This is a genomic window from Streptomyces sp. NPDC002181 (assembly GCF_042890485.1).
In the GTDB taxonomy this organism is placed as follows: domain Bacteria; phylum Actinomycetota; class Actinomycetes; order Streptomycetales; family Streptomycetaceae; genus Streptomyces.
On the sequence record NZ_JBIASC010000005.1, the window covers coordinates 304311 to 330250 of the forward strand.

General features: G+C 72.5%; 25 protein-coding genes. 14 read left to right on the forward strand and 11 right to left on the reverse strand.

What is annotated here, in order from left to right; genetic code table 11:
• Positions 1-11: 11 nt before the first annotated feature.
• Both ACFYXV_RS16430 and ACFYXV_RS16435 read right to left on the reverse strand, forming a co-directional pair.
• On the reverse strand, positions 12-428 hold the full coding sequence (locus ACFYXV_RS16430) for a PPOX class F420-dependent oxidoreductase (RefSeq protein WP_385466516.1): 417 nt from the start codon (positions 426-428) through the stop codon (positions 12-14).
• A 104-nt stretch (positions 429-532) separates the two neighbouring features.
• Positions 533-1753, reverse strand: a complete 1221-nt coding sequence (locus ACFYXV_RS16435; protein WP_389383201.1) for a DUF1266 domain-containing protein — start codon at positions 1751-1753, stop codon at positions 533-535.
• A 292-nt stretch (positions 1754-2045) separates the two neighbouring features.
• On the opposite strand from ACFYXV_RS16435, the gene ACFYXV_RS16440 reads away from it, so the two are divergent.
• From ACFYXV_RS16440 to ACFYXV_RS16450, 3 genes are all read left to right on the forward strand, one after another.
• Complete coding sequence (locus tag ACFYXV_RS16440) at positions 2046-3077, forward strand: hypothetical protein (protein WP_389383203.1); 1032 nt, start codon at positions 2046-2048, stop codon at positions 3075-3077.
• A 195-nt stretch (positions 3078-3272) separates the two neighbouring features.
• Positions 3273-5162 carry a C1 family peptidase gene (locus tag ACFYXV_RS16445; protein ID WP_385466526.1) on the forward strand — a complete coding sequence of 630 codons (1890 nt, stop codon included), beginning with the start codon at positions 3273-3275 and terminating at the stop codon, positions 5160-5162.
• An 18-nt stretch (positions 5163-5180) separates the two neighbouring features.
• The gene (locus tag ACFYXV_RS16450; protein WP_383497219.1) at positions 5181-5528 is read left to right on the forward strand and encodes a protease inhibitor I42 family protein; all 348 of its coding nucleotides are present in this window, start codon (positions 5181-5183) and stop codon (positions 5526-5528) included.
• Here the strand turns inward: ACFYXV_RS16450 and ACFYXV_RS16455 are convergent.
• Complete coding sequence (locus ACFYXV_RS16455) at positions 5494-6687, reverse strand: DUF418 domain-containing protein (protein WP_385466530.1); 1194 nt, start codon at positions 6685-6687, stop codon at positions 5494-5496. The two genes, ACFYXV_RS16450 and ACFYXV_RS16455, sit on opposite strands and share 35 nt — an antisense overlap.
• Before the next feature lie 146 nt (positions 6688-6833).
• Here ACFYXV_RS16455 and ACFYXV_RS16460 point away from each other — a divergent pair, with 146 nt between their 5' ends.
• Entirely contained in the window at positions 6834-7553 is a 720-nt protein-coding gene (locus ACFYXV_RS16460; RefSeq protein ID WP_389383204.1) for a GntR family transcriptional regulator, read from the forward strand.
• Positions 7550-8923: a nitrate/nitrite transporter gene (locus tag ACFYXV_RS16465; protein WP_389383206.1), complete on the forward strand. Its 1374-nt coding sequence runs from the start codon at positions 7550-7552 to the stop codon at positions 8921-8923. The genes ACFYXV_RS16460 and ACFYXV_RS16465 overlap by 4 nt, the downstream gene beginning before the upstream one ends.
• A gap of 107 nt (positions 8924-9030) precedes the next feature.
• On the opposite strand, the gene ACFYXV_RS16470 is transcribed toward ACFYXV_RS16465, so the two are convergent.
• Positions 9031-10056: a helix-turn-helix domain-containing protein gene (locus tag ACFYXV_RS16470; protein ID WP_385466539.1), complete on the reverse strand. Its 1026-nt coding sequence runs from the start codon at positions 10054-10056 to the stop codon at positions 9031-9033.
• A 173-nt stretch (positions 10057-10229) separates the two neighbouring features.
• Positions 10230-11066: a maleylpyruvate isomerase family mycothiol-dependent enzyme gene (locus ACFYXV_RS16475; protein WP_389383207.1), complete on the reverse strand. Its 837-nt coding sequence runs from the start codon at positions 11064-11066 to the stop codon at positions 10230-10232.
• A gap of 149 nt (positions 11067-11215) precedes the next feature.
• Here ACFYXV_RS16475 and ACFYXV_RS16480 point away from each other — a divergent pair, with 149 nt between their 5' ends.
• Entirely contained in the window at positions 11216-11992 is a 777-nt protein-coding gene (locus ACFYXV_RS16480; protein WP_389383208.1) for a carbon-nitrogen family hydrolase, read from the forward strand.
• A gap of 142 nt (positions 11993-12134) precedes the next feature.
• On the forward strand, positions 12135-12482 hold the full coding sequence (locus ACFYXV_RS16485) for a hypothetical protein (RefSeq protein ID WP_385466545.1): 348 nt from the start codon (positions 12135-12137) through the stop codon (positions 12480-12482).
• Here ACFYXV_RS16485 and ACFYXV_RS16490 read toward each other — a convergent pair.
• A complete protein-coding gene (locus ACFYXV_RS16490; protein ID WP_385466548.1) occupies positions 12418-12939 on the reverse strand; it encodes an LURP-one-related/scramblase family protein in 522 nt (173 codons plus the stop codon). The genes ACFYXV_RS16485 and ACFYXV_RS16490 overlap by 65 nt on opposite strands.
• Before the next feature lie 32 nt (positions 12940-12971).
• On the opposite strand from ACFYXV_RS16490, the gene ACFYXV_RS16495 reads away from it, so the two are divergent.
• From ACFYXV_RS16495 to ACFYXV_RS16505, 3 genes are all read left to right on the forward strand, one after another.
• The gene (locus ACFYXV_RS16495; protein WP_385466551.1) at positions 12972-13775 is read left to right on the forward strand and encodes a hypothetical protein; all 804 of its coding nucleotides are present in this window, start codon (positions 12972-12974) and stop codon (positions 13773-13775) included.
• 40 nt (positions 13776-13815) lie between these two features.
• Positions 13816-14337: a DUF4240 domain-containing protein gene (locus ACFYXV_RS16500; RefSeq protein WP_389383209.1), complete on the forward strand. Its 522-nt coding sequence runs from the start codon at positions 13816-13818 to the stop codon at positions 14335-14337.
• Between the two features lie 84 nt (positions 14338-14421).
• Positions 14422-16266, forward strand: a complete 1845-nt coding sequence (locus ACFYXV_RS16505; RefSeq protein ID WP_389383210.1) for an NHL domain-containing thioredoxin family protein — start codon at positions 14422-14424, stop codon at positions 16264-16266.
• A gap of 12 nt (positions 16267-16278) precedes the next feature.
• Here ACFYXV_RS16505 and ACFYXV_RS16510 read toward each other — a convergent pair whose 3' ends face one another.
• The 4 genes from ACFYXV_RS16510 to ACFYXV_RS16525 all read right to left on the reverse strand — a co-directional run bounded on the left by ACFYXV_RS16510 (position 16279) and on the right by ACFYXV_RS16525 (position 21576).
• Positions 16279-17331: an SMP-30/gluconolactonase/LRE family protein gene (locus ACFYXV_RS16510; protein ID WP_389383211.1), complete on the reverse strand. Its 1053-nt coding sequence runs from the start codon at positions 17329-17331 to the stop codon at positions 16279-16281.
• 155 nt (positions 17332-17486) lie between these two features.
• Entirely contained in the window at positions 17487-18779 is a 1293-nt protein-coding gene (locus ACFYXV_RS16515; RefSeq protein WP_389383212.1) for a M18 family aminopeptidase, read from the reverse strand.
• Between the two features lie 101 nt (positions 18780-18880).
• On the reverse strand, positions 18881-19630 hold the full coding sequence (locus ACFYXV_RS16520; RefSeq protein ID WP_383337163.1) for a hypothetical protein: 750 nt from the start codon (positions 19628-19630) through the stop codon (positions 18881-18883).
• 116 nt (positions 19631-19746) lie between these two features.
• Positions 19747-21576: an acyl-CoA dehydrogenase gene (locus ACFYXV_RS16525; protein WP_385466686.1), complete on the reverse strand. Its 1830-nt coding sequence runs from the start codon at positions 21574-21576 to the stop codon at positions 19747-19749.
• Positions 21577-21782: 206 nt separating this feature from the next.
• Between ACFYXV_RS16525 and ACFYXV_RS16530 the strand changes: the two genes are divergently transcribed.
• The 4 genes from ACFYXV_RS16530 to ACFYXV_RS16545 all read left to right on the forward strand — a co-directional run bounded on the left by ACFYXV_RS16530 (position 21783) and on the right by ACFYXV_RS16545 (position 24875).
• Positions 21783-22244: an SseB family protein gene (locus tag ACFYXV_RS16530; RefSeq protein ID WP_383337165.1), complete on the forward strand. Its 462-nt coding sequence runs from the start codon at positions 21783-21785 to the stop codon at positions 22242-22244.
• A gap of 74 nt (positions 22245-22318) precedes the next feature.
• Complete coding sequence (locus ACFYXV_RS16535; protein ID WP_385466568.1) at positions 22319-23278, forward strand: ArsR/SmtB family transcription factor; 960 nt, start codon at positions 22319-22321, stop codon at positions 23276-23278.
• A gap of 119 nt (positions 23279-23397) precedes the next feature.
• Positions 23398-23763 carry a hypothetical protein gene (locus tag ACFYXV_RS16540; protein ID WP_385466571.1) on the forward strand — a complete coding sequence of 122 codons (366 nt, stop codon included), beginning with the start codon at positions 23398-23400 and terminating at the stop codon, positions 23761-23763.
• A 125-nt stretch (positions 23764-23888) separates the two neighbouring features.
• Positions 23889-24875: a pirin family protein gene (locus ACFYXV_RS16545; protein WP_383337171.1), complete on the forward strand. Its 987-nt coding sequence runs from the start codon at positions 23889-23891 to the stop codon at positions 24873-24875.
• A gap of 14 nt (positions 24876-24889) precedes the next feature.
• On the opposite strand, the gene ACFYXV_RS16550 is transcribed toward ACFYXV_RS16545, so the two are convergent.
• Positions 24890-25933, reverse strand: coding sequence for an AI-2E family transporter (locus tag ACFYXV_RS16550; RefSeq protein WP_385466689.1), 1044 nt, complete (start codon positions 25931-25933; stop codon positions 24890-24892).
• Positions 25934-25940 lie beyond the last annotated feature (7 nt).

Consider the following 25940-nt stretch of genomic DNA (forward strand, 5'->3'; position numbering starts at 1 on the left):
CGGGAGCCGCGTCAGCCGGCCTTGGCCGCGTTGCCGAGCACCTTGGTCGGGGTGATGCGCACGACGAGGCGGACGTTCTCGGCCGGGGCCTCGGCGTACTCCTTGCCGCCGCCCGGACCCGTGTACTGCTCCGCGATGAGCACGGCGACCTCGCGGCCCGTGTCCTCGGCGAGGGTGGCCGTGCCGCGCACCTCGACGTACAAGAAGGGGTTGGCGGTGTCGAAAACGGTCAGACCGACCCGCGCGTCACGGGCGATGTTGCGCTCCTTGCGGCGCCCCTGCTCGGTGGAGATCAGCAGTTCGTCGCCGTCCCGGGCCACCCAGACCACCGAACTCTGCGGGCCGCCGTCGGGGTTGAGGGTGGTGAGCACCGCCGGATGCGGGGAGTCGAGCAGCTTGCGTACCGTGTCGTTCAGAACAATGGTCATGCGGGCGAGGCTAGTCGGCGGATTCCGGCCCGGTCCAAGATTTCTCCGCGACTGGGGAAAGTCGGCGAGCGGCGGCGAGCGGCAGCCCTCTGCCCGGACATCGCCTACTCCCAGGGGATGTTGAGCCACGGGCTGCCCGGGTCGCTCATCAGCGCCTGGTGGGTGGCGGCCATCTCGGTGTACCAGTGTCCGTACTCCTCCTCGTCGAACTGGAGGCAGCGTCCGAGGATGAAGCCGGCCGAGAGGTCCTCCCAGGAGCGGTAGGCGAGCCGGCAGACCCTCCCGGCCCTCACCACGGCGTCCTCGGCCTCCTGGAGCGTGCACAGGCGGGCGCCGAGGCCCCAGCGGGCCATCTGGGAGGCTCGCCCGTAGTCCCAGGCCTCGACGGAGCGGACGAACTTGCCCTCGCCGAGGATCCCGTCGGCCCGGAAGCGCTGCTCGTAGCGCGCGATGCGGCCGATGACCCGCTGGACCCCGGCGACCTCCCCCTCGATCTCGGCCGTGGAGCGGGGCCGGGCCACGGTGACGCCCTCGGGGGTGATCCGGGGCTCGGCCGCCCGTTCGGCGTTGGCCCGCAGGGTCGCCTCGGTGGCGTGGCGCCAGTGCTCGATGTCCACCGGTCCGGCGAACTCCTTGGCGAGGGCGCCGCGGATCCGGAGCGTGAACTCCCATACCGCGCTGACCATGTCCGCCGTCAGCAGCTGCTCGATGCTGACCAGCCACTCCTCGCGGGTGGTGATGCCCCAGTACTCCTTGAGCTTCTCGCGCTCCTTCGTGTAGCCCTCGCCGTGGTAGCCGAGGGCGTTCCAGAAGAGCCCGTTGCGTACCGAGAGGTGCGCACCGCAGGCGAGCCCGAAGGCGGCGGGGCCGCGCAGCGGGCCCCCGACGTGGAGGGCGTGGACCTTGTTCTGCTCCAGGCCGTGGAGCGGAGCCCGTTCCCAGTGGGCGTTCCACACGGCGCGGTCGGCGGGGGAGGCCGGCAGGAAGGCCTCGCAGGGGCTGCCGGGGTTCACGGCCAGGAACGGCGGGTCGCCGGGTTCCAGATGTGCGGCGAACCAGGCGAGGCTCTGGCGCTTGAAGACCACGTCGGGGGTGGGGGCGGGCAGCATGCCGGCCGTGTACGCGACGTAGCAACGGGCGCGGGCCTGCGGGAAGTACGCGGGTTCGAGGAGTACCGAGGTGGGGTGCGCGTCGGCGTAGCCGCGGGCCATGGGTATGAACAGCCAGGCGCCGGCCAGGGTGTCGAAGTAGGAGGGCCAGTCGTTCCCGAGCTTGGCTTCGTACAGCTCTCGTTCGATGACGCTCGGCGCTATCCAGGTCCCCATGCGGGAAACCCTAGCGGGGCCGCCGGCGCCGGTCCCGGCCCGTACGGACCTCTGGGCGGTCCCCGCGCGCACGCCGGGACCACCATGCCGGATCATCACTCAGGGTGACGCTTTCGTGGAGGTGCAGCACCGGTGGTGGAGCCGGGCGGAGAATTCATCCGTGCAGGTGGCGGGCGTGCGGGTGGGTGGATTGGGAGGCGGGCGGTCCGGCTTCCGGTTGCCGAATGTGACCGGGTGGCGGTGAGTGGACAGGGGCACACCCTGCCCCGCGACTCTGAACAGGAGAGAAATCTTGCACCGCATCACCCGCTACACCCTCCCCGCCGCCCTGTGCGTGACGCTGATCTCCGTGACCCCCGGTCTGGCCGGTGCGGCCGACGCCCCGGCGAAGGCGTCGGCTCCCGTGGCGAAGAAGGCCATCCCCGGTGCCGAGGCGCTGACCGCGCAGGTGGCTTCCCTCGGGGCCGCCGGCAGCATGATCACCCCCGTCACGAACTTCCTCGGGGACGTGCTGAAGTCGCCGGACGGGAAGCTGCCGGAGGCCGACCTGGCCGCGCACAAGCAGAAGATCGACGCGGCCCTGGCCTCCATGAAGAAGACCTTCGCGGCGGCGGCTCCGGCGGCGGCCCCGGCGGCTCCGGCCGTACCGGAGGCGGCGGTCAAGCCGCCGGCGACCGTGCCGGTGACCCCGGTGGTCCTGCCGAAGCAGCCGGCGGACGAGCCTCCGGGAGCGGTGGCGAAGCCGCCGGTGGAGGCCGCGAAGCCGCCGGTCGAGGCTGCGAAGCCGCCGGTGGAGGCCGCGAAGCCGCCGGTCGAGGCTGCGAAGCCGCCGGTGGAGGCCGCGAAGCCGCCCGTCGAGGCCGCGAAGCCGCCGGTCGAGGCCGCGAAGCCGCCGGTCGAGGCCGCGAAGCCGCCGGTCGAGGCCGCGAAGCCGCCGGTCGAGGCTGCGAAGCCGCCGGTCGAAGTGGCGAAGCCGCCCGTCGAGGCCGCGAAGCCTCCCGTCGACGTGCTGAAGCCGCCCGCCCCGGTCGAGCCGCCGGCAGCCGTCGCGCAGCCCGTCACGCTCCCGGCCGTCGCCCCGGTCGTCGCGGCGAAGCCCAAGGCCGTGGACCGCGCCCGCGTGGACCTGGTCACCGCCGCCGTCGACCACCTCAAGGCCTCCGTCGACGAAGTCGCCAAGGCCGCCGGTCCCTGCGGCTGCACCACCGACGCCAAGGCCAAGGCCAACGACGTCGTGAACGACCTCGGCACCACCGTCGTCGCCCTCTTCACCGGCCTCGGCCTGCCCGGAATGCCGGCCGCCGCTCCCGCCCCGGCGGAATAGGCCCCGCTCGGCCGCTCGGCCACTCGGCCGCTCGGCCCTGCCCCCGCCCCCGGCGTCCCTCCGACGCCGGGGGCGGACGGCTGTCCCGTACGACCCCCCGTGCGACCGCGCGACCGTGCGGACTCCCTTGACGCGCCCCGCCGCCCGATGGACGCTCCCGGATTGCACACAACGGTTGACGCTGGGGGGCCGGTCATGCCGGAGCAGTCTGTCCAGACGGCGGGGGAGCTGCGCGCGCGGCTCGCGGCGCGGCGAGCGCGCTGGTCCGTCATCGAACATCTCGCCGACGAGGAGCCCGTACCGCGGGCCTCCCTCGGCCTGGAACCGGGCGCGAACCTCACGCCCGCCGCGCAGGTCGGCGCCGTCGACCTGCGGGCGCTCATCGGCCACGAGAGCGCCAATCCGCACCTCACCCGCCGCCGCGCCGCCCACGGCCTGCTGCCCGGCACGCCGTCCGCGGGGCCCGGCGCCCGCCCCGCCGCCGTCGACTGGCGCGTCCGCTGGGGCTGGCCCTGGATCACCAAGGTCAAGGACCAGAACCCGTGCGGTTCCTGCTGGGCCTTCGGGGCCGCGGGCCTCGTCGAGTCCATGGCCCGCATCGAGCACAACGTCTGGGCGGAGCGCTCCGAGGGGGACGTCCACGACGGTCTGAAGTTCACCTGCGGCCAGGGTTCCAACCCCGAGACCGCCCTCGACTGGGTCAAGGACAACGGCGGCCTCGCCGATCCCGACTGCTGGCCCTACTCCCCGCCCCCGCCCACCGTCCCGGCCGACCGCCGCGAGGCCTGGCGCGCCGAGTACACGCCCAGCTGGGACCGGTCCGGCCGGACCGTGCGGATCACCGACTACGTACGCCTCGGCGACGTCGAGCAGCAGAAGGTCTGGCTGGACACCGTCGGCCCGCTCACCGCCTGCTTCGACGTGTACGACGACTTCTTCGCCCTCGGCTCCGGCGTCTACCACCGCACGTCCGACCACCTCGCGGGCGGCCACTGCGTCCTGATCACCGGTTACGACGACGCCGCCGGCTGCTGGCTGTTCAAGAACTCCTGGGGGACGGGCTACCACGTCGGCGGCCACGGCCGGATCGCCTACGGCGAAGTCGACATCGACCACTGGGCCAAGTGCGGTCTGCGCGGCACGAACATCGACCCGTGGAGCAAACGCCGTCTGCACGCCGGCAACGTCTACGAGAGCGGCAACGGCCGCGCCCACCGCAATTTCGAACTGTGCGCCCCCGCCGGCGGGGGCCGCCTCCAGCACTGGTGGCGCGAGGGCGACGCCCCCTTCGCGTGGGCCCGCGCCCAGGCGTACGCGAACGACGCCTCCGGCAGGCCCGCCTTCACCGGCACCACGTACAACCGGAACATGGAGTCCCTGCACGTGACCACCGGCGGCCGGCTGCGCCACTGGTACTACGAGCAGTCCGCCGGAGTCTGGCGCGACGGCGGCGCCTTCGGGCCGGGCGACGCGGCGATCGGCTCGACCCCGGCGTTCATCCAGAGCGACTACGGCAAGCCCGGCAATTTCGAGGCGGTCGTCCGCACCGCCGACGGCCGCCTCAACCACTGGTGGCGGATCAACGGCGCCCCCTGGACCTGGAACGACGGCGGCCGCTTCGGCTCCGGCATCGCCCACTACGGGCCCGCCCTGGTCCAGACCCGCAGCCGCCACCTCGACCTCGTCGCCACCCGTACGGACGGGCGGATGCAGCTGTGGTGGCGGGACGACCCGAACGGCTTCGCCTGGCGCCCCGGGGAGGTCTTCGGCAGCGCGATCACCTCCGCGCCCTGTCTGATCGAGGGCCAGTACGGGGCGGCCGACGAGGACACCGCCGGGAACTACGAGCTCTGCGTGGCGGCCGGCGGAGGCCGCGTCGAGCACTGGTGGCGCGGCAACGCCGCCGGCTCCGCCTGGAGCCGCAGCGCCGTCTTCGGCCACGACGCGCTCGCCGTCACCGGGATGCTCCAGGGGAGTTTCGGGTTCAACCTGGAAGTCATCGTCCTGCGCACGGACCGGCAGCTTCAGCACTACTGGCGCGACGGTGCGGGCTGGCACGAGGGGCCGGTGATCGGCCCCGCCTGAGCCGGGAGGTGGTCGCGGGTGGAGGTACGCAGCATCGCCCTCGGCGCGGGTGAGTCGTACGAGCTGCGGCTCACCGGGCGCGGGGCGCGCGGGTACGTGTGGACCTGGCAGGTCACGGGGGACGCCGACGCCGTCTCCGTCAGCGACGTGAGCCGGCCCCCGCCGCCGCCCGCACAGGTGCTGCCCGGCGCCGCGCTGGAGCGGACGTACCTCGTCCGGGGCCGCTGCCCGGGCGGGCGGGCCACGATCCGCTTCGCGCAGATCCGGCCGCCGTACCCGCAGGAGGCCCCGTACGACGAGTTCGTCCTGGAGGTGGAAGTGGAGGCGGAGGTCACGGGCGCGGCCCGCGGGCCGGACGGGGGCTGAGCGCCCAGTGCTGCACGGCCTCCAGCGGGCCCCGCTCGAAGCGGCGCAGCCACAGCCGCGACGCGGCGACCAGCACGAGGCCGACCCCCGCCCACAGGCCCATCACCCACCAGGGCCCGCTCCCGGCCAGTCGGTCGGCGAGCCCCAGGCCGATCCCGTAGCAGAGCAGCATGCAGAGCAGGTTCTGGCCGACGTAGCAGGACAGGGCGGTGCGCCCGACGGAGCCGAGGGCCCCGGCCCCCGGGACCCGGAAGCGGTCCAGGGCGCAGCCGATGAGCCCGATGTACCCGACGGCGACCAGCGGGGCGATGCCGTACCGCCCCAGGACGAAGAAGTCGGGGCCGCCGAGCGCGGCGGCGGCGCCCAGCGGCAGCCCGGCGCCGAGTCCCCACGCGGCCATCCGGACCCGGATCCGGCGCCCGCCGGCGCTCGTCCCGAAGGCCCCCGCGCGGTACAGGCGGACGCCGAGGAGGAAGAGGAAGACCAGCAGCCCGAAGGTGAAGACGGGCTCGACGCGCAGGGCGAGGGCGTTGTCGAGCCGGAAGGAGATCTGGTCGAGGTAGCCGCCGTGGGCGTACAGCCGGGTCGCGGCGGGGTCCGGGGTGCCGGGCCCGGAATCCGCCTTGGCCAGGTCCCCGAGCGTCACGAGGCCGATCAGCGCCAGGTGCAGCCCGCCCGCCGTCCACATCGCGGCCCGGCGGACCTTCTCGGAGCGGGCCAGCAGCCGGGCCACCAGCAGGGCGGTGACGGCGTACCCCATCAGCACGTCCCAGGCGAAGACCAGGACGAAGTGGACGGTCCCCTCCAGGAAGAGGAACGCGGCCCGCCGCGGGTAGCGCCCGGGCCAGGGCTCGCCGCGGCGTGCGGCGGAGTCGTACTGGATGGCCAGGCCCACCCCGAACAGGATCGTCAGCAGGGAGAGGAACTTCCCGTCGGCGAGGAAGCGGAAGACGCTCTCGGCGATGTTCGCGGCGGAGGGGGCGGCGAGCGGGTCGGGCGCGTCCAGACCGCCGTCCAGCACGGCCCACTCGGAGCCGGGCGAGGCGAAGATCCAGACGTTGGTCATGAGCGTGCCGAGGATGGCGGCGCCGCGCAGGACGTCGAGGAAGGGCAGCCGGGTCGAGGTCGCCCGGGGGGCGACGAGGGTGGTGTGGGCCATGACCTCAGCGTCCCGGCGCCGGTTGCCCGTTGCGTCCTGCGGCCGGACGAAGCCCCGGTACATCCTTCGATGCAGCGGTGCCGGGCGGCTGTCCACATCCCGGACGGGGCAACCGGGTGCACCCTTCATGTATCTATCCTGTGCGCATGCCGCCAGCCGCCCCCACCGCGACCCCCTCCGCGACCGCGACCCCCACCGCCGCTCCACCCTCCGCCGCTCCGCCGGCAGCCGCCGTCCCCGCCGCCGAGCGCGTGTACCGACACGTCAAGCAGGCCGTCCTGGTGGACCGCCGCTATGAGGGCGGCACCCTCCTCACCGAGGGCGAACTCGCCGACGCCGTCGGGGTGTCCCGTACGCCGGTCCGTGAGGCGCTGCTGCGCCTGGAGACCGAGGGGCTGCTGAAGCTGTACCCGAAGAAGGGCGCGCTGGTGCTGCCGGTCTCCGCGCAGGAGATCGCCGACGTCATAGAAACCCGGCTGCTGGTCGAGGAGTTCACCGTGCGCAGGGCCGTCCCGGCCCCGCCCGGGCTGCTGGAGCGGCTCGCGCAACTGCTGGAGGAGCAGCGCCGGCACGCCGCCGGGGGCGACCTCGCGGCGATGATGGCCGCCGACCGGGGCTTCCACGCCGAGATCGTGCGCAGCGCCGGGAACGCGATCCTGTGCCGCCTCTACGACCAGCTCCGCGACCGGCAGTTGCGGATGGGCGTGGCCCTGCTGCACGCGCACCCCGAGAGGGCGGAGCGCTCGATCGCCGAGCACGCGGAGATCCTGGACGCCCTGCGGGCCGGGGACGCGGAGACGGCGGCGGCCGCCGTACGGGGCCACGTGGGCCGGGTCGAGGCGCTGGTGCGGGGGCCGGGCCGGTGAGCGGGAACGGCGTCTTCCGGGATCCCCCGGGCGGCCGCAAGGCGGTGGCCGTCTGGTCGATCGGCGTCGCGGTGTACTTCGTCGCGGTGATCTTCCGTACGAGCCTGGGCGTGGCCGGACTGGAGGCGGCGGATCGTTTCCACGTCAACGCCTCCGCGCTCTCGACCTTCTCCATCCTCCAACTCCTGGTGTACGCGGGCATGCAGGTGCCGGTGGGGCTGATGGTGGACCGGCTCGGCACCAAGAAGGTGCTGACGCTGGGCGCGGTCCTCTTCACCGCCGGCCAGATCGGCTTCGCGCTCTCGCCCTCGTACGGGATGGCCCTCGCGGCCCGCGCCCTGCTGGGCTGCGGCGACGCGATGACCTTCATATCCGTGCTGCGGCTGGGCACCCGGTGGTTCCCCGCCCGGCGCGGTCCGCTGATGGCGCAGCTGGCGGGGCTGGTCGGCATGGCCGGCAACCTGGTCTCCACGCTGGTGCTGGCCCCGGTCCTGCACGGGGTCGGCTGGGTGCAGGCGTTCGCGGGCAGCGCGGTGGCGGGCGTGGTGGTGCTGGTCCCGCTGGTCCTCTTCCTGAAGGACCACCCGGAGGGCCACGAACCGCCGGTGCGGGCGGGGGGCGGGGGTTTCGTACGCCGCCAGATCCGGGACTCGTGGCAGGAGCCCGGCACCCGCCTGGGCCTGTGGGTGCACTTCACGACGCAGTTCCCGGCGATGGTGTTCCTGCTGCTGTGGGGCATGCCGTTCCTGGTCGAGGACCAGGGGCTGGCGCGGACCACCGCCGCGGGGCTGCTGACGCTGGTGGTGGCCTCGAACATGGGCTTCGGCCTCCTCTACGGCCAGCTGATCGGACGCCGCCAGTCGGCGCGGATCCCGCTGGCGCTGGGCACGGTCGGCCTCACGGCGCTGCTGTGGGCCGCGACGCTGGCCCACCCGGGCCCGCACGCCCCGATGTGGCTGCTCGTCACCTTGTGCGTCGTCCTCGGCACCTGTGGCCCGGCCTCGATGATCGGCTTCGACTTCGCCCGCCCCGCGAACCCGCCGGACCGCCAGGGCACCGCCTCGGGCATCACCAACATGGGCGGTTTCCTGGCCTCGATGACGACCCTCCTGGCCATCGGCCTCCTCCTGGACGCCACCGGCGACGACTACCGGATCGCCTTCTCGTCGGTCTTCGCGGTGGAACTCCTGGGCCTGACCCAGATCCTGCGCCTGCGCCCCCGGGCCCTGGCGCGCGAACGCACCCGCCTGGCCGCGGTCCGACCCCCGTCGACTCCGTCGGCCCCCTCGGCCCCCTCGGCCTCAGCGGCCGCCGCGGCCTCCGCCGCACCGGCGGACCCGGCCGACTCCCCGAGGCCGGCGCCCGCGTAGCCCGCACGCCGACGCTGCGTGCGGCTCCGCTCCACCGGCAGGGGTCCGGCGGGACAGACCCCCGTCCAGTCCCGCCGAACCATCCTGCCGGTACGGCACGGCCGACCCTACGGCCGCGCGGCACCCCCGGATGTGCCGGGAGCGCACGGCTCGTTGATCTTGCGCGCAAGGGTCTCCCGGACCGCCCGGTGCCGGAACTCGGTGGGGCTCGTCCCGTACGCCTCCCGGAACGTCCGGCTGAACACGGAGGCGTTGGTGAATCCCCAGCGCCCCGCCACGGTGTGGACGGGGGTGGTCAGGAGGGCCGGGTCCGCGAGGTCGGCCCGGCACCGCTCCAGCCGGCGCCGCCGGATCCCGGCCGCCACCGTCTCGCCCCGGTCGCGGAACAACTGCTGGAGGTGGCGCAGCGAGATCCCGTGCCGGGCGGCGACGGCGGACGGCGTCAGCTCCGGATCGCCGAGGTTGTGGTGGACGAAGACCTCGATCCGCTCCAGCAGGGCGCGGGTGCGGGCTTCGGGCGAGAGGTCCTCCCGCGCGCCGAGCTGCCCGGCCAGGCAGGCGCCGACCAGGTCGTGGGCGACCCTTCCCAGCCGGTCCAGCTCCACCGGCCCGCAGTCGGCCGCGTGCGCCGCCAGCGACCGCATGTACTGGGCGAGGATCGCCCCCATGCCGTGGCCGCCGGCGATCCGGTGGGCCAGCAGCCGTTCGACCCGGGCGCCGCGCAGCGGCATCGCGTCGCGGGGGAAGGACAGGACGATCGCCCGGACCCGGCCCCCGTCCGTGTCCGGTACGGCGTCCGACTCCATGGGCCGCGAGGTGTCCCAGAGCACCATGTCCCCGGTGAACAGACCCGATTCGTTCCGGTTCTGGGCGAGCGACATGGATCCGGTGGTCACGAGACCCAGCTGGTACTGCTCGGGATCGCTGCGCCGCACGTGGGCGGCAGTGCGCAGGGAGTGCAGCGAGCTGAACTCGAACGAGGACACCTGCACGCCGCCGAGGTCGAGGACGGAGGCCTCGGCCCAGAAGTCCCGGCCGCGTTCACTGCGGATCGCCGTGGGCACGAGCTCCTGCGCGATCACGTCGGTGAACCAGTCGAGCCGCTCCGACGCCGGTACCGCGGCGGCCGACATCCTTGACCACACCCCGGAACCCCCTTCTCCCGCTCTTCCATGTCCCGTCCATGACAAGGACGTGCCAACGGCGCGAGCGGTTCTCGGCCGGAGCGGGAGCGAATGGGAGGACCACGGGGAGTGGCCCGCGCCGCGCGGTGGCTACGGGATCACGAAGTCACGAAGTCACGGCGTCACGGAGTCACCGCGAAGTGGGCCAGGATCGCGTCCGCCAGCTCGGCGTCGCCCTCGACCTTCACCCGGTCCGCGACGGCGCCCGCGCCGGCGCGCACCCGGCCCGCCGCGAGGCGTACGTACGTCTCCCAGTCCATCGTCAGCGTCACGGCCGGGCCCAGCGAGGGCGTCCCGTCCACCGTTCCGCGTCCCTCCGCGTCCACGCGTACCGTCCGCATGAACTCCACCGGCCCGTGCACGTCGATCACGACCGCCGAGTTCGCCGGCGCCCCGGCCAGCTTCGCGACCACCTTCGGCAGCCCGGCCAGCAGGATGTCCCGCGCCACGAACGCACCCGGGGAGTCCCAGTTCCCGGGTGCGCCCAGCGCCGCCCGCAGGTCCTGCTCGTGGATCCACACGTCGAACGCCCGCAGCCGCAGGGCGTGCTCCAGGGTCACCTGGTCGCCCAGCGGCCCCCGCACCATCGTGTCCGGATCCCGCTTCTCGTTCCGCAGCTGCCGCGACCGCCGGATGATCGTGTACTCCAGCTCCGAGGTCATCTCCGGCGCGGTGTGGTGGCGCCGGACGTCAACCTGGACCTCCATGTAGCGGCTGAACTCGTCGACCACGTGCCGCAGATCCCGCGCCACGGTGTGGATCGGCCGCGGATCCCCCAGCTGCTCGCATTCGATGCCGATGATGTGTGACACCACATCACGGACGGACCAGCCGGGACACGGCGTCGCCCGGTTCCACTCGCCCTCCGCCAAGGGGAGGACCAGCTCGGATATCGCCTCGATGGAGTGGGTCCACGCGTCGGCATAGGGCTGGAGGCTGGGATGCGGCTGGACGGTCAACGGGACCCCTCGCGTGCTGTTCAGTGGCGCGTTTTCTGGAAGCGTGTGGACTGCTTCCAAAACTACGCTGCCGGTGAGCACCCCGGCAGTGCTTTCGTGTGACGATCGTAGGCCCGAGTTGACGGCTTGAATGCCAGGACGGTGGTACTGTGCGCGCCTCGCTGATCCAAATCGCGGTGTCCGACGGGGAGTCGGTCGCCGCACGCCGGGCCCGAGTGGCCGATATCGTACGGGAGCAGTCCGGCTCGGACCTGGTCGTGCTGCCCGAACTGTGGACGGTCGGCGCCTTCGCCTACGAGCAGTTCGAAACCGAGGCCGAGCCGCTGGACGGTCCGACGTACGAGGCGATGTCGAAGGCGGCGCGCGACGCCGGGGTCTGGCTGCACGCCGGCTCGGTCGTGGAGCGCGCGGGCGACGGCTCCCTCTACAACACGACCCTCGTCCTGTCCCCGGCCGGCGAGCTGGCCGCCACCTACCGCAAGATCCACCGCTTCGGCTTCGACCAGGGCGAGGCCGTCCTGATGTCGGCCGGTGAGTCCCTGACCACCGTGACCCTGCCGGAGCAGGTCCTCGGCATCGCCACCTGCTACGACCTGCGCTTCCCCGAGCTGTTCCGCGGCCTGGTCGACGCCGGGGCCACCACGATGGTCGTGGCCGCGGGCTGGCCGGCCCGCCGCCGGGCCCACTGGACCCTGCTCAACCGGGCACGGGCCGTCGAGGACCAGTCGTACGTGCTCGCCTGCGGGCTGGCCGGTACGCACGCGGGAGTCGAGCAGGCCGGGCACAGCCTGGTCGTGGACCCGTGGGGCGAGGTCCTGGCCGAGGCGGGCCCGGGTGAGGACGTCCTCACCGTCGAACTGGACCCGGCGAAGGTGGCCGAGACCCGCGAGCAGTTCCCGGCCCTCAAGGACCGCCGGCTGCGCTGATCGCCGCTGCGGGGCCGCGGGGCTGCAGGGCTGCGGGGCCGCCGATTGACGCCGGGGTTCGCGGGCAGGGGGAAGGAGCGGGCGGCGCCGGACGCCGGTCCGCGAAGACGGGACGACCGGGACGCGAGGAGGCGGGTACGCCGTGACGGACGAGGCAGAGGACGTGCTGGAGGCGGCCCTGGAGCCGCACGAGCCCGCCGCGGCGGAGATCGACGCCCGCCGGCGGGTGCGGGACCGGGCCACCGGGATGACCCACCACAAGGCGCGGGCCGCCCTGGAGGCCGTGCTCGCGGCCGCCGGCGACCTGGAGTCCGCGGACGCCGCCGTCCGCGCCGGGGCCGCCGAGTGGCAGCGCATCACCGACCTCCTGTCCGACCACGGAGGCCCGTACACGCCGGACACCGACGCCTACGTCCAGGGCCAGCTCACGGCCCGGAACCACCATCGGGACCGGCCCCGGCCTCCCGTTCCCTCTCCGCCATCCGGATGACGCACACGGCGACCGAGATCAGCAGCGCCGCGTCCGCGTCCTCCCGGATCACGTCCACCGCGTAGGTCTCGCGGATCCGGTACCACTGGCGGGAGATCAGCGCGAGCAGCTCCCCCTCGTACTCGATCTTGAACTCCCGGTCCAGGAGCCGCCCGCTCACGTCCAGTTCGGTGCCCTCGACCAGCGTCACCAGGTAGTGGTTGCGCAGGAGCGAGAGCCGCTTGCGGCGGATCACGGCGAGCCGGCGCTCGTCGCGCTCCAGGGTCATCGCGTCGCGCAGGCTGAACAGCTTCTCCCGCAGCGTGATCAGGATGTGCCCGTCCGGGTCCTTCAGCTCCAGCGTGTCCCGGACGCGCAGTGCCTTGCCGTCGACGAGGAAGGCGTGCCTCCCGTCCTCGTCCTCGATCCAGTAGTCGTCCCCGACGGCGAGCATTTTGTCCCGAACCAGGTATTTCATGCCCGGATCGATGCCCGCGATAGGTTGCCGCCATGCCTCTGCTCTATGTGACCGACCTGGCGTACCCGGCGCGCGGCCGCCGCTACTGCGACGAGGACATCCTCCTCACCTCCCGCCTGCGCGAGCACTTCCCGCTCGCCCTGTGCCATCCGCTGGACGCGGCGTCGATGATGGCGGACTTCGACGCGGTGGTCGTCCGCAACAGCGGGCCGGTCCTGCACTACCAGGAGGCGTACGACGCCTTCCGCGCGGCCGCCCTCGCCGCCGGCACCCGCGTCTACAACCCGCTCACGGGCCGCGGCGACATGGCCGGCAAGCAGTACCTCCTCGACCTCACGGCCGCCGGCTACCCGGTGATCCCCACGATCGACGACCCCGCGGACCTCGCGCTGCTGCCGTCGGTGCCCTCGTACGCGGTGAAGCCCAAGCAGGGCGCCGACTCCATAGGCCTGACCTTCACCGCGCACCCCGGCGGCCCGGCGGGGGTGAACCTGATCCAGCCGCGCATCGACTTCGCGTACGAGGTCTCCTTCTACTTCGTCGACGACGCCTTCCAGTACGCCCTGTACGCCCCGGACCCGGCCCGCCGCTGGCAGCTGGAACCGTACGGGGCCACGGCGGCCGACCTCGACTTCGCCCGCGCCTTCATCGCGTGGAACACGCTGTCGCACGGCATCCAGCGGGTGGACGCCTGCCGCGCACCGTCCGGCGAGCTCCTCCTCGTCGAGCTGGAGGACCTGAACCCGTACCTCTCCCTGGACCTGGTCCCCGCGGCGACGCAGGAGACCTTCGTCACCGCTCTGACGCAATCCCTCCACTCCTTCCTCACGGTCTGACGACGCGTCCGATGTCAGAGGCGAGTGCCACGATTCCCCCATGGACAAGCAAACGTTCTGGAAGCTGATCGAAGCCGCCCGTACGGACGCCGAGCCGGACCAGGTGGCGGCGCGCGCCTCGGAACTGCTGGCGCGCCGCCCCGAGGCCGAGATAGCCGCCGCCCAGCAGGTGCTGTGGGACCTGCTGGCGGAGTCCTACCGCAGCCCCCTGTGGGCCGCGGCGTACGTGATCAACGGCGGCTGCTCGGACGACGGCTTCGACTACTTCCGCGGCTGGCTCCTGACCCAGGGCGAGGAGGCCTTCGCCCGAGCCCTGGCCGACCCCGACTCCCTCGCCGACCACCCCGCGGTCCGCGAGGCGGCGGCGGAGGGCCTGGAGCTGTGGGACGAGGAGGCCCTGTCGATCGCCTGGACGGCCTACGAATCGGCCACGGGCCGCGAGCTCCCGGCGGACTCCTTCACGATCAGCTACCCCGCGCTGGACCCGTCCTGGGACTTCGACTTCGACGACACGGCACTGACCTCCACCCGCCTCCCCCGCCTGAGCGCCCTCTTCGGCTGACCGCGCCGGGGACCGCGCGGCGCCCCGGTCACGCGGCCACGCGCCCGTGACCGGACGTTCACGGGCGGATGGCAAGCTTGAAGGATGAACGATGCTGCCCCGGCGCCCACCCCCGCGCCCGCACCCCGCCGTGCCCGTGTCCGCGCCCCCGAGCTGACCGGCAAGGGCGGCTGGATCAACACCGGCGGGAAGGACCTGAAGCTCGCCGACTTCCGAGGCCGCGTATTGATCCTGGATTTCTGGACCTTCTGCTGCATCAACTGCCTGCACGTCCTGGACGAGCTGCGCGAGCTGGAGGAGAAGCACCGCGACACCGTCGTGATCATCGGCGTCCACTCGCCGAAGTTCGTGCACGAGGCCGAGCACGCGGCCGTCGTCGACGCCGTCGAGCGGTACGAGGTGCACCACCCCGTCCTCGACGACCCCGAGCTGGCCACCTGGAAGCAGTACGCCGTACGGGCCTGGCCGACGCTCGTCGTCATCGACCCCGAGGGGTACATCGTCGCGCAGCACGCCGGCGAGGGGCACGCGCACGCCATCGCGAAGCTCGTGGAGGAGCTCGAAGCCGAGCACGAGGCCAAGGGCACCCTGCGCCGCGGGGACGGGCCGTACGTGGCGCCCGAGCCGGTGGCCACCGACCTCCGCTTCCCCGGCAAGGCGCTCGTCCTGCCGAGCGGGAACCTCCTCGTCTCGGACACGACGCGGCACCAGCTCGTGGAGCTGGCCCCCGACGGCGAGAGCGTCGTACGGCGCATCGGCAGCGGCGAGCGAGGCTTCGGGCCGGACGCCTTCAGCGAGCCCCAGGGCCTGGCCCTGCTCCCCGACGGCTCCGTCGTCGTCGCCGACACCGTCAACCACGCGCTGCGCCGCTTCGACCCCGCGACCGGCGCCGTCGAGACCGTCGCCGGAACCGGCCGCCAGTGGTGGCAGGGCTCCCCGGCCTCCGGCCCGGCCCTGGAGGTGGACCTGTCCTCGCCGTGGGACGTCGCCTGGTGGCAGGGCAAGGTGTGGATCGCCATGGCGGGCGTCCACCAGCTGTGGACCTGGGACCCGGCGGACGGGACCGTCGCCGTCTCCGCCGGGACGACCAGCGAGGGCCTGCACGACGGCCCCGCCCTGGAGGCCTGGCTGGCGCAGCCCTCCGGGCTCGCGGCCGCCGGCGACCGCCTGTGGATCGCCGACTCCGAGAACAGCGCCCTGCGGTACGTGGAACCCGCGGGCGAGGGGGCCGCCGGGTACGCCGTGCGGACCGCCGTCGGGACCGGCCTGTTCGACTTCGGCCACCGGGACGGCGACGCCGCCCAGGCCCTGCTCCAGCACCCGCTCGGGGTGACCGCCCTGCCGGACGGCTCGGTCGCGGTGTGCGACACGTACAACCACGCGCTGCGCCGCTTCGACCCGGCGACCGGCCAGGTCTCCACGCTGGCAACGGACCTGCGGGAGCCCAGCGACGCGGTGCTGGCCGGCGAGGACATCGTGGTCGTCGAGTCCGCCCGCCACCGGCTGACCCGGCTGCGGCTGCCGGAGGAGGCGGTACGGGTCGACGCCGTCGCGCACCGTACCCAGCGGGCCGCGACCGAGGTCGCCCCGGGCACGCTCCGGCTCGACGTGGTGTTCCAGGCGCCGACCGGCCAGAAGCTGGACACCCGCTACGGGCCGTCGACGCGGCTGCTGGTGTCCTCGACCCCGCCGGAGCTGCTGGTGGGCGGTGAGGGTACCGGGACGGACCTGTTCCGGGAGCTGGCCCTGAACCCGGAGGTCACCGAGGGGGTGCTGCACGTCTCGGCGATGGCGGCCTCCTGCGACGACGACCCGGCGAACGAGTACCCGGCCTGCCACGTGCACCAGCAGGACTGGGGCGTGCCGGTGACCGTCACGGCCGACGGCGCCACCCGGCTCCCGCTCGTCCTCGCGGGAATGGACGCCTAGGCCGGACGGGCGTTACGGGGAAGGGCGTCGTGCGGCCTCGGCGGCGCCCTTCACCTCGTCCGCGACCAGCAGGTTCGGGTCGAAGCCGTCGAGGAAGGCGCCGCTGGTGACGAAGACCTTGTGGTGGCGGACCGCCACGGAGGTGGGTCCGGACAGCCCGTCCCGCTTGGTCAGCACGATGGTGTGGGTGCCGTCGGGCCGCACCAGGGCGAGCTCGCTCGCGGTGGTGTTCAGCGCGGCGAGGACCGTCTCTCCGCGTCCGGCGAACGCGAAGTCGTCGATGCCCGTCAGCCCGGTGGCGTGCGTCATGGTCTTCCCCGCGGATCCGTCCTCGTCGACCGGGATCCGCAGCAGCGTGGCGCGGTCGAAGTTCGACACCCAGACCGCGTGGCCGCGCACCTTGATGCCGTTCGCGCCGATGAACGCGGTCGGCTCCAGCGCCGCGCCGGTGGCCCAGGCCGTCACCTCGGGCTTCCCGTCCAGGGGGATGCGCCAGACCGTGCCGAGGACGGAGTCGGCGGCGTAGATCAGCCCGAGGTGCTCGTCGAGGGCGAGACCGTTCACGAAGCCCTTCGGTGACATGTCGACGAGCTTGGAGACCTCGCGGTCGGGGGTGATCCGGTAGATGCCGCTCTCGGCGGTGCCGGTGTTGTAGCCGACGTAGAGCGTCCCGTCGCGGGTGCGGACGATGCCGCTCACGACGGCGGCGCCGAGCAGGGGCGTCTGCGGGTTCTCGACGTCGGGCAGGGTCGCGAGCACCCGCTTTCCGCCGTGCCGGTCGACCCGGACCACTTGGCGGGCGAGCGCGAGGGTCAGGTCGGCGGAGCCGTCGGGCTCCAGGGCGATGTTCTCGGGCGTTTCGCCGGCCTCGAAGTCGAAGTGCGCGATGATCCGCGGATCCGCGAGGGACAGCTCCGTGTCCGGGGAGTCCGGCGGCTCGGGCGTGGCCGCGGCGGGGGCGGCCACGAGCAGGGCCAGGGCGATGCCGATGGCTGCCGCGATGCGCGGTACGGGGTCGAGGCGGAACGGCCGGAACGGCCGGAGCAGGCTGAACAGGCGGAGCACGGGACTCTCCTCGTCGGCCGGGAAGGGCGGAATCCCAGCACAACATGACGGAGCGTCACCATACGTTCATCGCACCGCGGCGCCGCCGAGATCGACCCGCCCGGCGGATGAGCGCGCCGCTTCCCGTACTCGGGAGGCGGCGCGGCCGTACGGACTCAGCCCTCCAGGAACGCCAGCAGGGCGTTCGCGAGCAGGTACGGGTCGTCCGCACCGCACAGCTCGCGGGCGCTGTGCATCGACAGGATCGCGATGCCGATGTCCACCGTCCGGATCCCGTGCCGCGCGGCCGTGATCGGGCCGATCGTCGTCCCGCACGGCATCGCGTTGTTGGAGACGAACGACTGCCACGGCACCCCGGCCCGCTCGCACGCCTCGGCGAACACCGCCCTGCCGCTGCCGTCCGTCGCGTACCGCTGGTTGACGTTGACCTTGAGGATCGGGCCGCCGTTGGCGCGCGGGTGGTGCGAAGGGTCGTGCCGCTCCGCGTAGTTGGGGTGCACGGCGTGGCCGGTGTCCGAGGACAGGCAGATCGTGCCCGCGAAGGCTCGCGCGCGGTCCTCGAACGTGCCCCCACGTGCGAAGACGGAACGTTCCAGCATGTTCCCCAGCAGCGGCCCGTCCGCGCCCGTGTCCGACTGCGAGCCGTTCTCCTCGTGGTCGAACGCGGCCAGCACCGGGATGTGGTCCAGTTTGTCGGCGGCCGAGGCGGCGGCCAGCGCCGCGACGCCCGCGTGCACCGAGACCAGGTTGTCCATGCGCGGGCCGGCCACCAGCTCGCGGTCGCGCCCCAGGTACGAGGGCGGCTCGATCGAGTGGACCATCAGGTCCCAGCCGGCCACCGAGCCCTGCGGCAGGTCCTCCTCCTCTTCCAGGAAGGCGATGAGGTCGCCCTCCTGGACCTCGCCCAGGCCCCAGATCGGCTGCATGTGGCGCTGCTTGTCGAGCTTGAGCCCGTCGCTGTTGACCGACCTGTCCAGGTGCACGGCCAGCTGCGGGACGCGCAGCAGCGCGCGGTCCACGTTGATCAGCCGCTCGCTGCCGTCGCGCAGGGTCAGCCGGCCCGCCAGGCCCAGGTCCCGGTCCAGCCAGGTGTTGAGCAGGGTGCCGCCGTAGATCTCGACCGCGATCTGCCGCCAGCCCTGTGAGCCCGTGTCAGGCAGCGGCTTGACGCGCAGGTTGGGGGAGTCGGTGTGCGCGCCGACGATCCGGAACGGCGTGTGCGCGGTCGCGCCCTCCGGTACGAACCAGGCGATGAGCGCTCCGCCGCGCAGGACGAACCGGCCTCCGCTGCCCGAGTCCCAGGCGTCCGTTTCCGACAACTGCCTGAAACCTGCCTTTTCCAGCCGCTCGGCCGCATTGGCCACGGCGTGGTACGGCGACGGACTGGCCGTCAGAAAGGTCATCAGATCGTCGGTGTGGCCGCGGTCGAAGCGGGCGGGAGAGCTCATGTGGTTCACCTTAACGACGGTCGTGTTCGCCATGGTCGGACTGCGGCGGATAGCCGAAACGCCGGGTGGGCGGGCTGTGTGGTCCGCTCCCCGGTTGCTGTTCAGCCCGGCGGGCGCTCGAATCGGCGCTGTAGCTGCCTGCGCTCGCCCCGGCGGATGCGCGGGAGCATCTCCGGGGTCGTCGCGGAGCGCTGCGCGCGTCTCTTGCGTCCGGCGCAGAAGATACAGGCCTCACCGGGTGGCGCGTCCGGGTCGATGGGCGCGCCGGGGTGTTCGGAGCAGCCGGAGGCGTTGCGCGGCCTGGACAGTTCGCGCGCCACGATGAATGCCCGGTGGAGATCGTCCGCTATCCGGACGAAGTCCTCGGCCGGGGAGGAAAAGCCCAGGTGGAAGCGGCGGTCCTCGATCGTGCGGAGGTGGTCGCGCAGGGCCTGCAGCGTGTACGGAGGGTCCGGCACGGGATAGCCCAGCCGGCGCTGCTCCCCCTTCGGCGGGGCGGCGGCCGCCGCGCGGGCGCCGCGCAGCCCCTGGGAGCGCAGCCCGAGGCGCCGCCGGTCGTTGCAGATCAGGCAGCGGCCCCAGCCGTCGGGCGCCTCGGGGTCCAGGGCCCCGTTGGGGTGCTCGGAGCAGCCGGTGTAGCTCTTGGCGGGAGCCAGCCCGGCGGCGGTCTGGAACGCGGTGTAGAGGGCGTCGGCCACGGTCTCGTACTCGGCGGGGTGGGCGCCGTCGTACAGCTCCTTCATGTGGTCGCCGAGGCTGCCCAGGGCGGCCTGCAGCTCCTTGAGGGCGTACGGCCGCCCGGTCGGGACGGAGTACCCCCTGCTGTTGCCGTGCTGCTCTGCCGGACTCATGTCTACGAGCGTGCCACGAACCACCGACAACCTGTGAATGCCGACGGCCGGGCCCCTCAGCGGGGGCCCGGCCGTCGGGCGGATGGCCGTGGACGGGCCGTGGATGGCCGTGGAGGCTAGAACGCGGCCTCGTCGAGCTCCATCAGGGAGTTGTCGACGGACTCGGCCAGCGCACGGGCGACCGAGACGTTCGGCAGGACCTGGGAGGCGAAGAACTTCGCCGCCGCGATCTTGCCGGTGTAGAAGGCGACGTCCTTCGCGGGGGCGCCGGCGGCGAGCTTCTCGGCGGCCACGGCCGCGCCCTTGAGCAGCAGGTAGCCGACGACCACGTCACCGGAGGCCATCAGCAGGCGGGTGGTGTTCTGGCCGACCTTGTAGATGTTCTTGACGTCCTCGCCGGTGGCGGTGAGGTCGACGATCATCTGGCCGACGATGGCCTCCAGGTCGACCGCGGCCTTGGCGAGCGCGTCGCGGGCGCCGGCCAGCTCCTCGCCGCCGACGGCCTCGGCCAGGAACTTCTTGATCGTCTCGGAGAGGACGTTCAGGGAGGCGCCCTGGTCGCGGACGATCTTCCGGAAGAAGAAGTCCTGGCCCTGGATCGCCGTGGTGCCCTCGTAGAGGGTGTCGATCTTGGCGTCGCGGATGTACTGCTCGATCGGGTATTCCTGCAGGTAGCCGGAGCCGCCGAAGGTCTGCAGCGACTGGGCGAGCTGCTCGTACGAGCGCTCCGAGCCGTAGCCCTTCACGATCGGCAGGAGCAGGTCGTTCAGGCCGATCTCGGCGGAGGCGTCCTCGCCCGCGGCCTGCTTGACCTGGATCGCGTCCTGGACGGAGGCGGTGTACAGCACCAGGGCGCGCATGCCCTCGGCGTACGCCTTCTGCGTCATCAGCGAGCGGCGCACGTCGGGGTGGTGCGTGATGGTGACCTTGGGGGCCGTCTTGTCCATGAAGTTGGCCAGGTCCGGACCCTGCACGCGCTCCTTGGCGTACTCCAGGGCGTTCAGGTAGCCGGTGGAGAGCGTCGCGATGGCCTTCGTGCCGACCATCATGCGGGCGAACTCGATGATCATGAACATCTGGCGGATGCCGTCGTGCTTGTCGCCGATCAGCCAGCCCTTGGCGGGGTGCTGGTCGCCGAAGGTCATCTCGCACGTGTTGGAGGCCTTGAGGCCCATTTTGTGCTCGACGTTCGTCGCGTAGACGCCGTTGCGCTCGCCCAGCTCGCCGGTCTCCCAGTCGAAGTGGAACTTGGGGACGAGGAAGAGGGACAGGCCCTTGGTGCCCGGGCCGTGGCCCTCGGGGCGCGCGAGGACGTAGTGGAGGATGTTCTCCTCCATGTCGTGCTCACCGGAGGTGATGAAGCGCTTCACGCCCTCGATGTGCCAGGAGCCGTCGTCCTGCTGGACGGCCTTGGTGCGGCCGGCGCCGACGTCCGAGCCGGCGTCCGGCTCGGTGAGGACCATGGTGGAGCCCCAGCGCTTCTCGACCGCTATCTGCGCGACCTTCTTCTGCGCCTCGTTGCCCTCTTCGAAGAGGATGCCGGCGAACGCCGGGCCGGAGGAGTACATCCAGATGGCCGGGTTCGAGCCGAGCAGCAGCTCCGCGTAGGCCCAGATGAGGGAGCGGGGCGAGGTGGTGCCGCCGATCTCCTCGGGCAGGCCCAGGCGCCAGTACTCGGAGTCCATGAAGGCTTCGTAGCTCTTCTTGAAGGACGCCGGGACCGGCGCGGTGTTGGTGGCCGGGTCGAAGACCGGCGGGTTGCGGTCGGCGTCCGCGAAGGAGTCGGCCAGCTCGTTCTCGGCGAGGCGGGTGATCTCGGACAGGACGCTCTTGGCGGTCTCGGTGTCCATCTCACCGAACGGTCCGGTGCCGTACAGCTTGTCGCGGCCGAGCACCTCGAAGAGGTTGAACTCGATGTCGCGGAGATTCGACTTGTAGTGCCCCATGGCGACGGCTCCGTTAAGGCTCGGGAAGACAGATTCCTCGTACATACCAATCGGTAATGTCATGATGCTACCCACGGGTAATAAGACGCAACCCCTGATGTGGCGACTGTGACCAGGGTCAAGCCGCGGGCCGGCCGGCCACGGGTCCGCGGCCTTGGCGGGAATGCGCGTCCACGGGGCAGGGGTCGCTCGGTAGGCTTCGCCCCATGTACGGCTACGACCAGAACGTGAACGCGGGGCAGCAGCAGTACGCCGCCCCGCAGCAGATGGCCGGCGGGTACGGTGAGCAGCCGCTGTACCCCGAGCCCTCGCCCCCGTCGCTCGCCGACGCGGTGCGGGCGTTCACGACCGGGTCGCTGTCCGCCGAGGACTTCCAGCAGATCTTCGCCACGTCGAAGGTCTACTGCCCGCGCGGTGAGACGCCGGGCTTCCTGGCGCTGCACAACACGCAGCAGCCGGTGATCCCCATGTTCACCACCCTCAAGGAGCTCCGCCGGTACGCCGGCAAGGAGTCCAAGTACTTCGTGATCACGGGCGCCGAGGTGATCGACCTGCTGCCGACCGGCTACGGCTTCGTCCTCGACATGGAGGGCGACCACCGGATGGTCTTCGACGCGAAGGCCGTGGAGCAGATGGTCGACTACGCGATGCGCCGCATGTACGGCTGACAGCCGCGTGCACGGCTGACATGCACGGCTGAGCGGCCGTTTCCGGCCGGTGCGCCAAGGGGGCGGGCGGGGCGATGCTGCGGGTGCACTTCACGGCCGAGGACCTGCTGAACGTCACGTTCGCGGGCGAGCCCTCCCCCCTGGTGGAGCTGTCGATGGCGCTGATCGCCTGGCAGCGCACCGACGAGCAGGCCGTTTTCGGCCGCTGGCGCGGCACGGTCAGCCGCGAGCTGCCGGGCCGGGCCCGCCCGCTGCTGGACCTGCTGCGGCCGGACGGGGACAATCCGCAGTTCATCGAGCCGCTGTCGCGCAGTCTGGAGGAAGGGCTGGCGGCCGTACGCGAGGCGGCGCCGCGGCTCGGCCCCGGTCTTCTGCACCGGGTCGCGGGCCGCGCTCCCGGCGCCCCGTCCTGGCTGTGCGCGCTGTGGCGGCAGGACCGTACGGCCTGGGGGCAGCTGGAGGAGGCCATCCGGTCCGCGCACGAGGCCGTCATCGCCCCCCACTGGCCGCGCATACGGCAGTCCTTCCAGGCGGACATCGCCTGGCGCACCCGGCTGCTGGCCACCCACGGCATCAAGGCGTGCCTGGCCGGCACCCACCCGAAGGCCGACTGGTCGGGCACCGCCTTCGAGGTCGGGGAGCCGCCGGACTACGAGGTCCGGCTGGGCGGCGGCGGCCTGCTGCTCATGCCGTCGGCGTTCTGGACGGGGCGCCCGCTGCTCGCCACCCGGCCCGACGGCTCGCACGTACTGCACTATCCCGCGATGAGCCCGCTGCCCCTGGTGGCGGAGGGCCCCGCGGCGGGTGCGCTCGACGCGCTGCTGGGGCGGACGCGGGCGGCCGTGCTCCAGCTGCTCGTCGAGCAGCGCACGACGAGCGAACTGGCCCGGGACCTCGACATCAGCCTGCCCTCGGTGTCCGAGCACACCCGCACCCTGCGGGCGGCCGGACTCATCACGACGGCGCGGGACGGCAAGGCGGTCCTCCACTCGGCGACGGGCCTCGGTGTGGACCTGCTCCACAGCGGGCGCTGACCTCTCGGCGCCGTCCTTTCGGCCGTGCCCGAAAGGATCGCGGCCGGTGCCCCGGCTCCCGACCATCGGTGCTGCGGGGAAAACCCGCCGCTACCGAGAGGGAGACTGCGATGTCACGCATGTCCTTACGTACGAAGTTCGCCGCGCTGGCGGCCGCCGGGGTCATGGCGCTGGGCACGGGGGTCCTGGCGGCGTCACCGGCGGCGGCCTCGGACCACACCGTCGACGGGTGCCCGTCCGGTTTCGGGTGCATCTACACCCCGGGCTGGGGTTCGCTCACGGTGGACGTGAAGTTCGACCGGGCGGGTACCTACAACCTGAGCAACAAGAACGGTGAGCGCTGGGTCCTGAACAACCAGACCCACGACTGGAAGTTCAAGCTGTGCACCGGCTACAACGGCACCGGAAGCTGTGAGTCCATGCCGCTGGACTGGTACCAGTGGCGGGACATCACGCCCATCAACTCGGTCATCGTTTCGCCGTAACCGCATTCGCGCAGGTGACAGGCGCAGGGCCCCGGGGGGAATGTCCCCGGGGCCCCTTCTGTTCTGTGGGGTGTGGCAGAAAGTTCGAGTTTCAACTAAACTCGACGCAGAAGGAGGTTCCGACCATGCCTGCAGTGACTGTGGAGAACCCGTTGACGCTCCCCCGCGTCGCCGAGCCCGCTCAGGAGACCGCCGCCCGCAAGGTGCTGGCCGTCACGACCGCCCCGGGTGGGTTCGAGGGCGAGGGGTTCCCGGTGCGCCGCGCGTTCGCCGGGATCAACTACCAGTACCTCGACCCGTTCATCATGATGGACCAGATGGGCGAGGTGGAGTACGCGCCGGGCGAGCCCAAGGGCACCCCCTGGCACCCCCACCGCGGCTTCGAGACCGTCACGTACCTGATCGACGGAACCTTCGTCCACCAGGACAGCAACGGCGGCGGCGGAGTCATCAACGGCGGCGACACCCAGTGGATGACCGCCGGTTCCGGCCTCCTGCACATCGAGGCCCCGCCGGAGTCCCTCGTCGTGTCCGGCGGGCTCTTCCACGGCCTCCAGCTGTGGGTGAACCTCCCCGCCTCCGACAAGATGATGCCCCCGCGCTACCAGGACATCGGCGGCGGCCAGGTCCAGCTGCTGTCCACCCCCGACGGCGGCGCCCTGCTCCGCGTGATCGCCGGTGAACTGGACGGCCACTCCGGCCCCGGCATCACCCACACCCCGATCACGATGATCCACGCGACCGTCACCCCGGGCGCGCAGATCACCCTCCCGTGGCGCGAGGACTTCAACGCCCTCGCGTACGTCATGGCCGGGCGCGGCAGCGTCGGCACCGACCGGCGCCCCGTGCACACCGGGCAGACGGCGGTCTTCGGCGAGGGCGGCTCGATCACGGTGCGCGCGGACGAGTCCCAGGACGCCAACACCCCGGACCTGGAGGTCGTCATCCTCGGCGGGCGCCCCATCCGCGAGCCGATGGCGCACTACGGGCCGTTCGTCATGAACAGCCGCCAGGAGCTCCAGCAGGCCTTCGACGACTTCCAGGCCGGCCGGCTGGGGACCATCCCCACCACCGCCCGGGAGCGCAACAAGTCGGCGGACCAGCACTCCTGACCCCGCGCGGCGCGCTACTCCAGGGGCTCGGCCCCCGCGTAGCGCGCCCGGACCTCCGACACCACACCGAACGCGGCAGCGGTCAGCGGCACGGACAGGAGCATGCCGAGGATCCCGGCGACGCTGGCGCCGGCGGTGATGGCGAGCATCACCACGGCGGGGTGCATCTGCACGGTCCGGCTCTGGATCACGGGCTGGAGGACGTGCCCCTCCAGCACCTGTACGGCGAGCACCACGCCCACGGCCCACAGGCCGATGAACCAGCCCCGCTCGGCGAACGCGACGAGCACGGCCACCGCGCCGGAGATGAAGGCCCCCAGGTAGGGGATGTACGCGCCGACGAACACGAGGGCGCCGAGGCCGACGGCGCCGGGGACGCGGAGCACGAGCAGCCCGATCGTGATGCACACGGCGTCGATCAGGGCGATGAAGGTCGTTCCGCGCATGAAGCCCTCGACGGCCTCGAAGGCGCGGCGGGCCATCGCCTCGACGGTGTCGCCGGTGGCGCGGGGCGCGAGCGAGCGCAGGGTGCCGGCCGCGCGGTGCGCATCGCGCAGGAAGAAGAACATCAGCAGGAGGGCGAGGACGGCGGTGGCGAGCATCTCGCCGACGACGCTGATGCCGGTGATGACGCCCGAGGCGGCCGTACCGCCGAACTTCGCCAGCAGCTCCTTGGCGTTCGAGGCCAGGTCCTCCAGCGAGGTGCCGGCGGGCCCGAAGCGGGCGGCGAGGTCCTGCCCGGCCCGCGTGAGGGAGCCGAGGATCTGGTCGCCGGTGTCGATCAGGGCGTGGACGACCACGTACCCGGCCCCGCCGAACACCGCGACCACGCCGAGGCAGGTGAGCGCGGCGGCCAGCGAGCGGTGCATCCCCATCCGTACGAGGCGCCGGTGCATCGGCCCGAGCAGGGCGGCCCCGAGCAGCGCGAGCAGGACGGGCGTGACGGCGGTCTTGAACGTGATGCACAGCCAGACGCCGACGGCGGTCACGCCGGTGACGAGCAGGGCGACCACGCACCAGGCGGCCAGCCGCCTGACCGGCGGGGGAAGCAGAGTCAGCACCCGT